General features: G+C 66.9%; 12 protein-coding genes and 2 pseudogenes. All 14 read right to left on the reverse strand.

Annotated elements, in window-relative coordinates; genetic code table 11:
* Window positions 1-483: pseudogene (locus AQY21_RS20775) on the reverse strand (electron transfer flavoprotein subunit alpha/FixB family protein); the annotation flags it as partial.
* Complete coding sequence (locus tag AQY21_RS20780) at window positions 483-1241, reverse strand: electron transfer flavoprotein subunit beta/FixA family protein (RefSeq protein WP_058099503.1); 759 nt, start codon at window positions 1239-1241, stop codon at window positions 483-485. The gene AQY21_RS20780 and the pseudogene AQY21_RS20775, both read right to left, overlap by 1 nt.
* A gap of 12 nt (window positions 1242-1253) precedes the next feature.
* Window positions 1254-1967: an acyl-CoA dehydrogenase family protein gene (locus AQY21_RS20785; protein WP_238986849.1), complete on the reverse strand. Its 714-nt coding sequence runs from the start codon at window positions 1965-1967 to the stop codon at window positions 1254-1256.
* 10 nt (window positions 1968-1977) lie between these two features.
* Window positions 1978-2144 (reverse strand): annotated as a pseudogene (locus AQY21_RS29900) (3-oxoadipyl-CoA thiolase); the annotation flags it as partial.
* 28 nt (window positions 2145-2172) lie between these two features.
* Window positions 2173-4221 carry a 3-hydroxyacyl-CoA dehydrogenase NAD-binding domain-containing protein gene (locus AQY21_RS20790; protein WP_058099505.1) on the reverse strand — a complete coding sequence of 683 codons (2049 nt, stop codon included), beginning with the start codon at window positions 4219-4221 and terminating at the stop codon, window positions 2173-2175.
* A 9-nt stretch (window positions 4222-4230) separates the two neighbouring features.
* Window positions 4231-4995, reverse strand: coding sequence for an SDR family NAD(P)-dependent oxidoreductase (locus AQY21_RS20795; RefSeq protein WP_058099506.1), 765 nt, complete (start codon window positions 4993-4995; stop codon window positions 4231-4233).
* A complete protein-coding gene (gene aliA, locus AQY21_RS20800; RefSeq protein WP_058099507.1) occupies window positions 4992-6662 on the reverse strand; it encodes a cyclohexanecarboxylate-CoA ligase in 1671 nt (556 codons plus the stop codon). The genes AQY21_RS20795 and aliA overlap by 4 nt, the downstream gene beginning before the upstream one ends.
* Window positions 6663-6689: 27 nt before the next feature.
* A complete protein-coding gene (gene aliB / locus AQY21_RS20805; RefSeq protein ID WP_058099508.1) occupies window positions 6690-7847 on the reverse strand; it encodes a cyclohexanecarboxyl-CoA dehydrogenase in 1158 nt (385 codons plus the stop codon).
* A gap of 8 nt (window positions 7848-7855) precedes the next feature.
* A complete protein-coding gene (locus AQY21_RS20810; RefSeq protein ID WP_203416595.1) occupies window positions 7856-8563 on the reverse strand; it encodes an ABC transporter ATP-binding protein in 708 nt (235 codons plus the stop codon).
* Complete coding sequence (locus AQY21_RS20815; protein ID WP_058099510.1) at window positions 8563-9312, reverse strand: ABC transporter ATP-binding protein; 750 nt, start codon at window positions 9310-9312, stop codon at window positions 8563-8565. Before AQY21_RS20815 ends, AQY21_RS20810 begins: the two co-directional genes overlap by 1 nt.
* The gene (locus AQY21_RS28075) at window positions 9312-10283 is read right to left on the reverse strand and encodes a branched-chain amino acid ABC transporter permease (RefSeq protein WP_082658204.1); all 972 of its coding nucleotides are present in this window, start codon (window positions 10281-10283) and stop codon (window positions 9312-9314) included. Before AQY21_RS28075 ends, AQY21_RS20815 begins: the two co-directional genes overlap by 1 nt.
* The gene (locus AQY21_RS28080) at window positions 10280-11152 is read right to left on the reverse strand and encodes a branched-chain amino acid ABC transporter permease (RefSeq protein ID WP_161906083.1); all 873 of its coding nucleotides are present in this window, start codon (window positions 11150-11152) and stop codon (window positions 10280-10282) included. Before AQY21_RS28080 ends, AQY21_RS28075 begins: the two co-directional genes overlap by 4 nt.
* Before the next feature lie 60 nt (window positions 11153-11212).
* Window positions 11213-12433, reverse strand: a complete 1221-nt coding sequence (locus tag AQY21_RS20825) for an ABC transporter substrate-binding protein (RefSeq protein ID WP_058099511.1) — start codon at window positions 12431-12433, stop codon at window positions 11213-11215.
* Window positions 12434-12463: 30 nt separating this feature from the next.
* The gene (badI, locus tag AQY21_RS20830) at window positions 12464-13246 is read right to left on the reverse strand and encodes a 2-ketocyclohexanecarboxyl-CoA hydrolase (protein WP_058099512.1); all 783 of its coding nucleotides are present in this window, start codon (window positions 13244-13246) and stop codon (window positions 12464-12466) included.
* Window positions 13247-13252 lie beyond the last annotated feature (6 nt).

Consider the following 13252-nt stretch of genomic DNA (forward strand, 5'->3'; position numbering starts at 1 on the left):
GGCACTGCCGCCTTCGCCCGCCGCGTCGAAGCTGGCGGTGCGGATGGTGAAGACCTTCTTCGCGTCCCGCGACTTCACCACCTGGATGGCGTTGCCGGCATAGATCGGCCGCTCGAAGGTCTCGGCGTCGAGGATGGCCGAGACATCCGACAGCACCATCACGTCGAGCAGCGCCGCGACGCGGGGCATGACGTTCTTGGCATCGGTGGTCGCAGGCGCGGCGATGTGGTCGTAATCGCCGGCCAGGCCGACGATCAGCGCCGCGGTCGGCTCGGCCAGGCGGTGACCGTAGAGCGGGGCCTCGGCTACCAGCACCTTCGCGACGCCGGCGATCTTCGCGGCCTCCTCGGCGGCGGCTTTCGCCGAGGCGCCGGCGCAGAGCACCGTCACATCGCCCAAGGCCTTGACCGCCTGCACCGCCTTCGCCGTCGCGTCGCGGTTCAGCGCCCCGTTCGTGACTTCCCCAAGCAGCAGAACAGCCATCAGATCACCCCCGCTTCTTTCAGCTTGCCCACCAGCTCGTCCACCGAGCCCACCTTGATGCCGGCCTTGCGGCCCTCGGGCTCGCGCACCGAGACCACCTCCAGCCGCGGCGCGACGTCGACGCCGTAATCGGCGGCGGTCTTTTCATCGAGCGGCTTCTTCTTGGCCTTCATGATGTTCGGCAGGCTCGCATAGCGCGGCTCGTTCAGCCGCAGGTCGGCGGTGACCACCGCCGGCAGCGCCACCGCGATGGTCTGGAGGCCGCCGTCGACCTCGCGGGTGACTTTCGCTTTGCCGCCCTCGATCTCGACCTTGCTGGCGAAGGTGGCCTGGGCCCAGCCGAGCAGCGCCGCCAGCATCTGGCCGGTGGCGTTCATGTCGTTGTCGATGGCCTGCTTGCCGGCGATGATGAGCTCGGTGCCTTCCGCCTTGGCCACCGCGGCGAGGATCTTCGCCACCGCCAAGGGCTCGATGTCCTGCTGCACGTCGTCCGCAGCCACCACCAGGATCGCCCGGTCGGCGCCCATCGCGAGCGCGGTGCGCAGCGTCTCGGCCGCCTGCTTGACGCCGATCGAGACCGCGATCACCTCCTCGGCCTGGCCCGCCTCCTTCAGCCGGATCGCCTCCTCCACCGCGATCTCGTCGAACGGGTTCATCGACATCTTCACATTCGCCAGATCGACACCGGAGCCGTCGCTCTTCACGCGCGCCTTCACGTTGTAGTCGATCACGCGCTTCACTGGGACAAGGATCTTCATGGGATTACCTCCTTAGCAAAATGCCTGAAAGCCGGTGATCCTGCGGCCGAGGATCAAGGCATGCACGTCATGGGTGCCTTCATAAGTATTGACGGTTTCGAGATTGACCATGTGCCGGATCACCTGGAGCTCCTCCGAGATGCCGTTGCCGCCATGCATGTCGCGGGCAACCCGCGCGATCTCCAGCACCTTGCCGCAACGGTTGCGCTTGACGATGAAACCCATCTCGAGCGCCACGGTCTTCATCCCGGCGGGATCGGAGCCCGCAGCCGGTTCGGTCGGGGCGAAGCAAGCGATGAACTTGCCCGAGGCCAGCTTCGGCAGATATTTCCGGCGCGGCTCCTCCGATCCGTAGGCGTAGATCGGATATATGAGGAGGCTGGACTGCACCGGCATCATGCTGCGATAGCCGCTGTCCACCCGCTCTATCTCGGACGCGATGAGCCCATAGGCGAGGGAGGAGGCGCCGAACCCGCCACATTCGACCGGCACGGTCACGCCCGGCAGACCCATCTCGCGGAAGATCGCCGGGACGGCCTCCTCGTCGGCGAAGGCCTTGATCACCCGGGGTCGCAATTTCTCCCGCGAGAAGTTGCACGCCGCGTCGCGCAGCATCCGCTCGTCCTCGGTCAGTTGCTCATCCAACCGGAAGGCGTCTTCCCGGTCGAAACAGCCCAGATCGGGGCGTCCTTCGGCTTGAGATCTGGTTTCTCGGTCATCAGAAATCCTCCGGGGATCAAACAGGTCCGAGAAGCGGCGCCGCGCCCTGGCCGATGCCAATGCACATCGTGGCCGGCGCATGCCGGCGCTTGCCCTGCGACAGCTCAAGGGCGGCGGAACCGGCGATGCGGGCACCCTGTCCCGCAGATGGCCGAGTGCGATGGCGCTACCGTTGGGATTCACGCAGGGGCCGGCGTCGGTCATCGGATCCTCACAGATCTTCGGGGGTCTTGCCTTCGGCCACGGCGCGGGCCAGCAGGTCGGGAACGCCCCAGGACAGCGGGTCTTCGGCGGCATAGCCTTCGATCCGCCGCAGGATCTTGGCCAGGCCCGTGCGGCCCGCCCAATGCATCGGCCCGCCGCGCCAGCGCGGAAAGCCGTAGCCGTGGATCATCACCAGATCGACGTCGGCCGCGCGGTCGGCAATCCGCTCATCAAGGATGCGGAAGCCTTCCTCGACCATCGCCGCGGTGGCGCGGGCGACGATCTCCGCGTCGGTGAAGCCACGCCGCACGATCCCCGCCCGCGCGCTTTCCTCCAGCACGATCCCGTCGATCAGCGCCGAGGGGGTTGGCTTGCCGCCCGCATGGTCATACCAGCCCGCGCCGGTCTTGCGGCCCAGACGGCCGGTCTCCTCGACGATGCGGTCGGCGATGGGAATGTAGCGAAAGCCCGGCCTGGTCTTCCAGCCCAGCCGCTTGCGGTTGGCATAGGCGATGTCCAGCCCCGACAGGTCCTGCACCTCATAGGCTCCCATGGCCATACCGAAGCCGCGCATCGCGGCGTCGATCTGCGCCGGCAGCGCGCCCTCGATCAGCATCGCGTCGCAGCACTGGCGATAGCGGGTCAGGATGCGGTTGCCGATGAAGCCGTCGCAGACCCCGGCCAGCACCGGGATCTTCTTCAGCCGCGCCGCCAGCCGCAGGACGGTGGCAAGGGTTTCCGGTCCGGTGCCCCGCGCCCGGATCACCTCGACCAGCTTCATCACATGCGCCGGGCTGAAGAAATGCAGGCCGAGGAAGCGCGTGGGATTGCGCGCCCCCTCGATGATCCGGTTGGGGTTCAGATAGGAGGTATTGGTCGCCAGGATCGCGGTTTCCGGCAGAGCGGCATCCAGCGCGGCGAAAACCTGGCGCTTGACCGCCAGATCCTCGACCACCGCCTCGATGGCGATGTCCACCGGGGGCAGATCGCCATAGCCGGCGCGGAAGGTGAACAGCCGCTCCATGTCCGAAGCGGCCCTTTGCGCACTGGCCTTGCCGCGCCTGACCGCATCATCGAACAACCGCGCGATGCTGGCGCGGGCGCGTTCCACAGCGGCGGCATCGGTCTCAACCAATGTGACGGTGACGCCAATACCGGCCAGGGCATAGGCAATGCCCGCGCCCATGGTGCCGCCGCCCACAACCACGGCCGAGCGGACATCCGCCCCTTGGGCCTTGCCCTGCCCCATCGCGGCGCGTTCGGCAAAGAAGACATGGCGCAAGGCAGCGGCCTGATCGCCGATCTTCAGATCCAGAAAGGCCCGGCGTTCCAGCGCCAGCCCCTCGGCCATCGGCAGGCGCAAGGCGGCTTCGATCAGGTCGATGGCCCTTTGCGGGGCGATCTGCTGCGGGCTGCGCCGGGTGGCCTGTTTGCGGGCCGCCTCGATGGCGGCGGGATCGCAGGCAGGCACAGGCCGCGCGCCGGTCGCGGGACGGTCCGGCAGGGCCAATGTGCGGGCGGTGGCCACAGGATCGTCGGACACGGCATCGACGAGGCCGATCCGCAGCGCCTCGGCCGCGCCGATCACCCGGCCCTCAGGGATCAGCGACAGCGCCTGATCCAGCCCGACCAGCCGCGGCAACCGCTGCGTGCCGCCCGCGCCGGGGACCACGCCCAGCGTCACCTCGGGCAGGCCCAGCGTCGCCCCGGGCGCGGCCACCCGCGCGGCGCAGGCCAGCGCCAGTTCCAGCCCGCCACCCAGTGCCGCCCCGTTGATCGCGGCCACGACCGGCACCGGGAAGCTCTCGATCCGGTTTACGATATCGGGCAGATGCGGCGGCCGCGGCGGGGCAGAGAACTCCCTCGCATCCGCCCCGGCGACAAAGGTTTTTCCCGCGCCGGTCAGCACCACGCGCGCGACACCGGCGGCTTCCGCCCGGTCCAGCGCCATCATCACCCCCGCGCGCACCGCGCGCGAGGTGACATTCACCGGCGGGTTGTCGATGGCGATCCGTGCGATGTCGTCGGCAAGGGAAAGGTGAACCGCGTCGGTCATGTCTGCCTTTCAGAGATGCGGGTGGATGCCGCCGGAGACGGCCATGATCTCGCCCGTCACGAAGCGGGCGGCGTCCGAGGCGAAGAAGGCCACCGCCTCGGCGATTTCCTCGGGTTCGGCCATGCGGCGGTGGAAGGCCAGCGCGGTCAGCCGCGCGGCCTCGGCCTCGGGCATGTTCTGCGTGACCGAGGTGCGGGTCAGGCCCGGCGCGACGGCATTCACCGTCACCGCCGGCGCAAGCTCGGCCGCAAGGCTGCGTGTCAGCGAGGCGATGGCGGCCTTGGCGGCAGCATAATCCGCCTGCCCCGCCTCGCCGCCGAAGACCACGGTGGCGAAGTTCACGACCCGGCCGAGCCCGCGTTCCAGCATTCCCGGCGCGAAGGCCCGGATCAGGTGGAAATTGCCCATCAGGTTCAGATCGAAGGTGGCGCGGAACTGCGCCTCGTCCATCTCCAGAAACGGGGTATAGAGCCGGGACGAGCGGATGCCGCCCACGGTATTGACCAGCACATCGGCGCCGCCGAGCCGCTCCAGCACCATCGCAGCGAAGGCCGCGGCCTCGGCCGCCCCCGTCACGTCGCCGCGCAGCGTCTCGATCCGCAGGGCGGGATGCTCGGCTGCAAGCTGCGCCGCGGTTTCCGCCAGCCGCGCCGCGGAAATGTCGGTCAGGGCCAGCGCACCGGCCCCGGCCGCGACCAGCCGTCGGGCGACGGCGCGACCCATCGGACCGCCCGCCCCCGTCACCACCACGCGCTGACCGGCGATGCGCGTCATGCCTGGGCCCCTGCCGCCTTCGCGGCCTCGTATTCGGCACGCAATTCGTTGCGCAGCACGAATTTCTGGATCTTGCCCGAGGCGGTCGAGGGCAGCCTCTCGCGGATTTCCAGCCTTTCCGGGAAATACTGCCGGGCGAGGTGCTGGCCTTCCAGGAAGGCGGTCATGTCCTTGAAGCCGAAGGAATGCCCGGCCTTGGGCACCACATAGGCGCAAGCGCGCTCGCCAAGGCGGTCGTCGGGATAGGCCACGATCGCCACCTGCTGCACCGCCGGATGCTTGTAAAGCAGCGCCTCGACCTCGACCACGGGGATGTTCTCGGCGCCGCGAATGATGACGTCCTTGGAGCGGCCGCAGATGCGGATATAGCCCTGCTCGTCCATCCGCGCGATGTCGCCGGTGTCGAACCAGCCCTCGGCATCGGTGGCGTTCCATTGCGGGCGCTTGAGATAGCCGCCGAAATTGGAGCAACCGCGCACAAAGAGCTCGCCCTCATGGTTCGGAGGCACCGGCCTGCCGTCCGGCCCGCGGATCTGCAACTCCATCCCCGGCAGCGGCCGCCCGTCGGTCTGGACCGAGCGCTCGTCGGGATCCTCGGGCGCGACCACGGTGACGGCGCCGTTCTCGGTCATGCCCCAGGCCGAAATCACCTTGGCGTCCAGCACGCGCTGCGCCCGTTCGACCAGGGGCCCGGGGATGGCGGTGCCGGCGCAAAGGAAGATGCGCAGCGAGGAAGGATCGGTGGCGCCCTCCTCGACCGCCGAGGACAGGTCCATCAGGAACGGGGTGGAGGCCATGGTGAAAGTGACCCGCTCCTCCGCGATCAGCGTCGCAGCCAGCGCCTTGTCCCAGCCGTCCATCAGGACCATGCGGGCCTTCAGCATGACGGGCATCAGGAAGCCATACATGAAGCCCGTCTGATGCGCCATCGGCGAGGCCATCAGCACGATGTCCCCGGCCCCCAGATGCAGCCGGTCGGCATAGGCCACGAGGTTGGAATACATCGTGTTGGCGGTGTGCATCACGCCCTTGGGCTCGCCCGTGGTGCCCGAGGTATAAATGAGCTGGCAGACATCGTTGGCATCGCCGCGGTCGCGGGCACTGATCTCGCGCAGGCCGGGGGCGTCGTCCAGCGCCGGGTCCATCAGCAGCATATCGAAGCTGCTTGCCCCATCACCGCCGGCCACGACGATATGTTGCAGATGGGGCAGGTCGGGGCGCATGCCTTCGGCCATGGCCTCGTGGTCGAAACCGCGGAAGGTCTTCGGCACCACGAAGGCCTTCGCTTCGCCATGCTTCAGCATGAACCGCAGTTCATGTTCGCGGAAGATCGGCATGACCGGGTTGAAGACCACGCCCAGCCGCCGGCAGGCGATGTAGAGGACGACGAACTGCCACGAATTCGGCAGCTGGCAGGCCAGAACATCGTCCTTGACCAGACCCAGCCGGCGCAGCCCCTCGGCGGCCCGCCAGGACAGGGCGTCAAGCTGGGCCCAGGTCAGATCCCTGCGTGCGCCGGAATCGACTGCAATGCTGGTCAGGGCAGGCGCATCGGGCTTTCCGGCAAGGCATTCCTCGAAATAGTCGAGCAGCGTCTTGCCGGGCCAGAGGCCCTGGGCCTCCATTCGGGCGCGGCGCGGTTCGATCAGGACGGCATCGAATTCCATGGGTTCCTCCTCCCCTTTCGCTTTGGCTCAGCCGGTGACGGCCTTGCCGGCCCGCTCGCGGGCGATGATGTTCTTCATGATGTGCGCGGTGCCGTCGCCGATCTGGAGGCCGAGCACGTCGCGCAGCCGCTGCTCGAACGGCAGCTCGTTGGAATAGGCGGCATGGCCATGGATCAGCAGGCAGGCATGGATCGCCTCATAGGCCAGAAGCGGCGGCCACCATTTCGCCATCGCAGCCTCCGCCACATGCGGCAGACCGTTGTCCTTGAGCCACAGCGCGTTCAGCGACAGAAGCCGCGCCGCCTCGACCTTGGTGTCGAAATCCGCAAGCTGGTGGGTGATGCCCTGAAAGGCGGCCAGCGGTTTGTCGAAAGCCTTGCGCCCGCCGATATAGTCCCAGGTCTCGTCCAGCGATTGCCGCGCGGTGCCCAGGCATTGCAGCCCGATCAGCGAGCGCGAGAAATCGAAGCCCTGCATGACCTGGACGAAGCCCTTGCCCTCCTCGCCCAGCAGGTGATCGGCGGGCACGCGCACGTTGTCGAAGAAGATCGAGCCGCGGCCGATGGCGTGCTGGCCCAGGTCGGTGAAGCGGGTGGTGGAAATGCCGGGCGTGTCCATCGGCACGAAGATGGCGGAAATGCCGCGCGCCTTGTCCTCGGGCCTGCCGGTGCGGGCAAAGACCACCGCGCCCTTCGCCTGATCGGCGCAGGAGATCGAGGTCTTCTCGCCGTTGATCACATAATGGTCGCCGTCGCGCTCCATCCGCAGGCCCAGGTTCGCGGCATCCGAACCGCCACGCGGCTCGGTCAAGGCGATGGCGACGATCAGCTCGCCCCCGATCAGCTTGGGCAACCATTCGCGCTTGATCTCGGGATTGGCGAAATTCGCGAGGATCTGGCCGTTCAGCGAGGCGAGGATGTTGACATAGCCCATGTTGAAATCGCCCCGGGCGATTTCCTCGATGATGACGCCGGAATAGATCGCGCCCGAGCCGAGGCCGCCGAATTCTTCGGGCAGTTCCGGCGCGATCAGGCCGAGGCTGCCCATCTCGCGCAGAAGCTCGGGGCCGAAACCGCCGGCCTTTTCGCGCGCCTGATAGCCGGGGGCCAGTTTCTCGGCGGCGAACTTGCGGGCAAGGTCGCGCAGCGCGGTCAGTTCCTCGGTGTCGAAGATGGTGGGATACATGGGCTGCCTCATTGAACCATAAGAAATTTCCGGGTGATTTCCGGGTCGGCATAGAAGCCGTCCACGCTGCCGTTCCAGACCGTCATGCCCCGGTCGATGACATAGACCCGGTCGGCGCAGCGGCGGATCGTGTTCAGCGCCTGTTCCGAGACGATCATCGACACCCCCTCGCGCTTCAGCGCGACGATGGCGTCGACCACCTCCTCGGCGATCTTGGGCGCCAGGCCCTCATGCGGCTCGTCGAGCAGCAGGAGCTTGGGGCAGGTCAGCAGCGACCGGGCGATGGAGAGCATCTGCTGCTCGCCCCCGCTCATCACGCCCGCCTTGCGGTGGCGGTAGTCGTGCAGTTGCGGGAACAGGCGGAACACCTCATCCACCGTCCAGCGGCGGCGGTCGGCGGCGGCGACCGGGCGCGGCACGTTCAGGTTTTCCAGCACCGAGAGCGAGGCGAAGACGCGCCGGTCCTCGGGCACGTAGCCGACGCCGCGGCGGATCACCTCATGCGCGCGCATCCCGGCCAGCGACCGGTCGTCGAAGATGATCTCGCCACCGGTAACGGCGATCTGGTCGCGGACGATGGACTTCATGGTCGAGGACTTGCCGACCCCGTTTCGCCCGATCAGGCAGACCACCTCGCCCAGACCGACCTCCAGGTCGATCCCGTGCAGCACCTCGGCCTTGCCATAGGCGGCGCGCAGGTCTGAAATGCGCAGCATCATCCGTGCCCCCCTCCCAGATAGACGGCCTGCACCGCGTCGTTGGCCTTGATGTCCTCGGGGCTGCCCTGGGCAAGGATCGCGCCGCGCACCATGACGGTGACGCGCCGGGCGATCTTCATCACCACGTCGATGTCGTGTTCGACGAAGATCAGCGTCTTGCCGGTGGCATCGACCCGTTCGGCCACCATCTCCATCAGGAAGTGGCGTTCCTTGATCGACATCCCGGCGGTGGGCTCGTCCAGCAGCAGCAGGTCCGGGTCGGCAGCCAACGCCATGCCGAATTCCAGCCGCTTGCGGTCGCCGAGGCTGAGGTCCGCGACGACATCCTTCGCGCGGTCCGCCAGGCCCACGGTTTCCAGCATGGCGTGAACGCGGTCTATCCTTTCGTCATAGACCCGGTCCGAGAGCGAGGCCCACCGCCCCGAGGCGATGACGTAAGCCGCCATCATGTTTTCCAGCACCGACATGTGCAGGAAGGCGCGGCTGATCTGGAAGGTGCGGCCGATCCCCTTTTTCGCCAGCCGCGCGGGCGGCAGCGACAGGATGTTCTCGCCCTTGAAGATCATCTCGCCCTCCACCCCCGGCAACTGTCCGGCGATGCAGGCGATGAAGGTGGATTTCCCCGCCCCGTTCGGGCCGATCAGGGCGTGGCGTTCACCCTTGGGGATGTCGAAGGAGATGTCCTTCAGCGCGATGAAGGCGCCGTAGGCCTTGCGGATGTGGCGGGCGGAGAGGATCGGCTGCATCAGCGGATCCCCCCGAGCATCGCCCGCAACCGGGCCGAGACACCGGCGAAGCCGGCCGGCGCCGCCAGGCAGATCGCCAGCAGGATCAGGCCCAGCACCAGCTCCCATTCGTGGATCACCTTCGAGACGAAGGTGGCCAGCAATTCGTAGATGATGGCGCCCCAGATGCCGCCGGCAAAGCTGTTCAGCCCGCCGATGACGACCATGATCAGCCCGTCCAGCGTGATGCCCAGACCGGCATAGTCGGGGAAAGCCGCGCCATGCAGCACCGAATAAAGCGTGCCCGCGACCCCGGCGAAAAAGGCGGCGATGACGAAGGCCACCAGCTGCACCCGCCGCGCGCCCAGGCCAAGCGCCTCGGCCCGGTAGCGATCCTGCCCCACCGCCCGGATCGACAGGCCGAGCGGGGATTTCACGATCCCCCACAGCGCCAGCAGGCAGAGCGTGACCACCGCCAGCACCGCCGTCGCATAGCCCTTTTCCGACAGGCCGAAGCGCGGGATCATGAAGCCGGTGATGCCGGTATCGCCGCCGGTGAAGTCATACCACTGGAACAGCACCGTATAGGTGATCTGCGCGCAGGCCAGCGTCAGCATGGCAAAGTAGATCTGCGTCAGCCGCACGCAAAGCGCGCCGAAGACCAGGCCGCCAAGGGCCGCGACCAGCGGGCCGACGGCCAGCGCCAGTTCCGGCGGCACCCCGCCGCGCACCACGGCCAGGGTGAAGCCATAGGCGCCGAGGCCGAAATAGGCGGCATGGCCGAAGCTGACCATGTGGCCGAAGCTCATCAGCAGGTTCAGCGACGAGGCGAACAGCGCCATGATCATGATCTCGGTCATCATGGTCGAGGTCGATGTCGAGGCCATCCAGTTGATCGCCAGGACTACGGCCAGTGCCGGGACCACGAACCGCCAGCTGACCGTGGCGCGAGCGACCTTCGCCCGCCAGGTTTTCAGATCCTGCCCGGTCATCGCGCCGGCCCTCCTTGGCGGCCCAGCGAACGGGCGATGAGGACGGCGGCCATGATGAGGAAGATCAGGACCATCGACAGGCGCGGGAAATACATCACCCCGATCGCCTTGGTGACGCCGACGACCAGCGCCCCGGCCAAAGCACCGTAAAGGTTGCCCAGCCCCCCGATCACGCAGACGATGAAGGCTGAAACGATGATCGTGGTGTCGAGCAGGTAATTCACCTCGCCATAGGGCGCGCTCAGCCCCCCGGCCAGACCGGCAAGAAAGGCTCCGGCGGCGAAGACCGCGGTGAAGATGAGCTTCTCGTTCACGCCCAGCAGCGCGACCATGCCGCGGTCATCGGTGCCTGCGCGCAGGAGGATGCCCGCCCGGGTGAAGTAGATCACCCAGATCATCGCCAGCACCACGGTGAGCCCGGCGGCAAAGATCGCGATGGGGAACAGCGGGAAATAGGTGTCGCCCACCACCAGCGCCCCCATCAGCGCATCGGGCATCTGCACCGGGACGCTGTTCGCGCCCCAGGTCATGCGCACCAGGTCGCGGATGATCAGCACCAGCGCCACGGTGACGATCAGTTGCAGGATGCCGTCCTTGCCATAGATGCGGCGCAGCGCCGTCATCTCGAACAGGATGCCCAGGGCCGAGACGGCGGCCGCCGAAACCGCCACGGCAGCGAAGAAGCCCCAGAGCGTGCCCGGCCCGATCAGCGGCACCAGCTCATAGGTCAGGAACGCGCCCAGCATGTAGAAGGAACCATGGGCGAAGTTGATGATGCGGGTGACGCCGAAGATCAGCGTCAGGCCCGAGGCGATCAGGAAAAGCGTCATGCCTTCCATGAGCCCGTTGACGAGCTGGATCAGAACCATCTGGATTTCCTCTGGCTGGTCCCGGCGGATCATCCCGCCGGGACGGGTTCGCAGAGTGGCTTACCGGGCGGCTTCGCGGGCCTGGAGGATCAGGTCCTCGGCCGGCATCAGCGGCGCGCCTTCGAATTTTTCCACCTCGGTCAGGATCGGGAAGTCGTAGCCCTCGACCTTGGCCGCCTTGCCGACATAGACCGGCGCGTTCATCTGACCGTCCAGCGCGCGGATGGTCAGGCCCTTTTCGCGCAGCCCGTCGAAGCTGACCTGCGGCAGGGCGGCGATGATCGCATCGGCTTCGACGGTGCCGGCCTTTTCGGCCACGGCAGCGTAAAAGTTCAGCCCATCATAGGCATTGATCGCCCAGTCGGTCGGATATTCGCCATAGGCGGCGCGATACGTCTCGATGAAGGCGGTCACCTCTGGCGACTGCTCCAATGCGAAGAACGGTGCGCGGGCGATGCCATAGACGTTGTCGGCGGGCATCGAGACGCCTTGCGATTGCAACGTATCCACCGTCATCAGCGTCACGAGATTGGTCTTCTGGAAGAAGCCGAACCCCTGCCCCTGCTTCAGCGTCGCGCCCAAAGAGGGGCCAAACAGCGGTGCGAAGACCGCATCGGGCTGCTGCGCCAGCGTGGCGGTGATATAGGGCGCCATCGCGGTCTCGCCGACCTTGGCATAGATCGGATCGGCAAAAGCGATATCGGGGCGCAGTTCCTTCAGCCGCTCGGTGAAGGCCGCGACCGAGGTATGGCCCCATTCGTAGTCGGAACCAAGCGCCGAGATCTTCTTCCATTCGGGCTTCTTCGCCACATATTCGGCCGCGGCATAGGCCTCCATCGTGGCATTGGCCTGCACCTGCCAGAAATACGGCTGGTAGAGTTCGATATTGGCCCGCTGCGTCGAGCCGATGGCGGCGTAGAACGGCACTTTCAACTCGGCCGAGACCGCGCTTTCCGCCAGCATCACCGCTGAAGAACAGACGCCGGTCAGGACATCGATCCTGTCCTTGGCGATCAGCTCGCGGGCGACCTTGGCCCCCTCGTCGGGCTTGGTCTGGGTGTCGCGCACGATCAGTTCGACCGGGCGGCCCAGGATGCCGCCCCTGGCGTTGATTTCCTCCGCAGCGATCTTCGCGCCGTTCAGCCCGTCTTCGGACAGGGCCGCGCAGGCCCCGGTCAGGTCGGCGGCAAAGCCGACCTTGACCGGCCCGTCCTGCGCCCCGGCAGAGGTGGCCAGGGCTGCCAACACCACAGCGGCAACGGTATTCTTCTTCTCAAGCATGAACTCCTCCCCAGGTTGCTTGATGGCCGCTTATTTCGCGAACTTGCGGAAATCGGGTTTGCGCTTCTCCTTGAAGGCGATGCCGCCTTCCTTGCTTTCGTCGGTGTCGTAGTAGAGGCTGAGCGCATACATCCCGAGCCCCGCAATGCCGCGCTGATGCTCGGTGTCGATGTTGAAGCTGCGCTTGGCGATGGCGATGGCGGTGGGCGACTTCTCCATGATCTCGGCGCACCACTTGTCGACCTCGGCATCGAGCTGGTCGTCGGGCACCACGGCATTCACCAAACCCATGGCTAGGGCATCGGCCGCCTTGTAGCGACGGCACATGTACCAGATCTCGCGCGCCTTCTTCTCGCCCACCACGCGGGCCAGGAAGGCGGTGCCGAAACCGGGATCGACCGAACCGACCTTGGGACCGACCTGGCCGAACTGCGCGCTTTCCCCGGCGATGGTGAAATCGCAGATCGTGCACAGCACGTTGCCGCCGCCCACGGCAAAGCCGCGCACCTTGGCGATCACCGGCTTGGGCACGTCGCGGATGATGGAATGCAGATCCTCCATCGGCAGGCCGATGGTGCCGCGCCCGTCATACTGCCCCTCATGGGCGGATTGGTCGCCGCCGGTGCAGAAAGCCCTGTCCCCGGCACCGGTCAGGACGATGACCCCGATGGACTTGTCCCAGCCGGCCTTGTTGAAGGCGTGGATCAGCTCTTCGCAGGTCTGGCCGCGAAAGGCGTTCATCCTTTCGGGGCGGTTGATGGTGATGGTGGCGACGCCGTCCTTCACCTCATAGATGATGTCTTCATAGGTCATGGCTTT

The organism is Paracoccus sp. MKU1 (assembly GCF_001447385.1).
Taxonomy (GTDB): Bacteria; Pseudomonadota; Alphaproteobacteria; order Rhodobacterales; family Rhodobacteraceae; genus Paracoccus.

Excerpts from the sequence above, each read along its gene's own strand:
- badI (WP_058099512.1), bottom strand. The coding sequence starts at position 13,246 with ATGACCTATGAAGACATCATCTATGAGGTGAAGGACGGCGTCGCCACC.
- AQY21_RS20825 (WP_058099511.1), bottom strand. The coding sequence starts at position 12,433 with ATGCTTGAGAAGAAGAATACCGTTGCCGCTGTGGTGTTGGCAGCCCTG.
- AQY21_RS20790 (WP_058099505.1), bottom strand. The coding sequence starts at position 4,221 with ATGACCGACGCGGTTCACCTTTCCCTTGCCGACGACATCGCACGGATC.
- AQY21_RS20780 (WP_058099503.1), bottom strand. The coding sequence starts at position 1,241 with ATGAAGATCCTTGTCCCAGTGAAGCGCGTGATCGACTACAACGTGAAG.
- AQY21_RS28080 (WP_161906083.1), bottom strand. The coding sequence starts at position 11,152 with ATGGTTCTGATCCAGCTCGTCAACGGGCTCATGGAAGGCATGACGCTT.
- AQY21_RS20795 (WP_058099506.1), bottom strand. The coding sequence starts at position 4,995 with ATGACGCGCATCGCCGGTCAGCGCGTGGTGGTGACGGGGGCGGGCGGT.
- AQY21_RS20810 (WP_203416595.1), bottom strand. The coding sequence starts at position 8,563 with ATGCTGCGCATTTCAGACCTGCGCGCCGCCTATGGCAAGGCCGAGGTG.
- aliA (WP_058099507.1), bottom strand. The coding sequence starts at position 6,662 with ATGGAATTCGATGCCGTCCTGATCGAACCGCGCCGCGCCCGAATGGAG.
- AQY21_RS20815 (WP_058099510.1), bottom strand. The coding sequence starts at position 9,312 with ATGCAGCCGATCCTCTCCGCCCGCCACATCCGCAAGGCCTACGGCGCC.
- AQY21_RS28075 (WP_082658204.1), bottom strand. The coding sequence starts at position 10,283 with ATGACCGGGCAGGATCTGAAAACCTGGCGGGCGAAGGTCGCTCGCGCC.
- aliB (WP_058099508.1), bottom strand. The coding sequence starts at position 7,847 with ATGTATCCCACCATCTTCGACACCGAGGAACTGACCGCGCTGCGCGAC.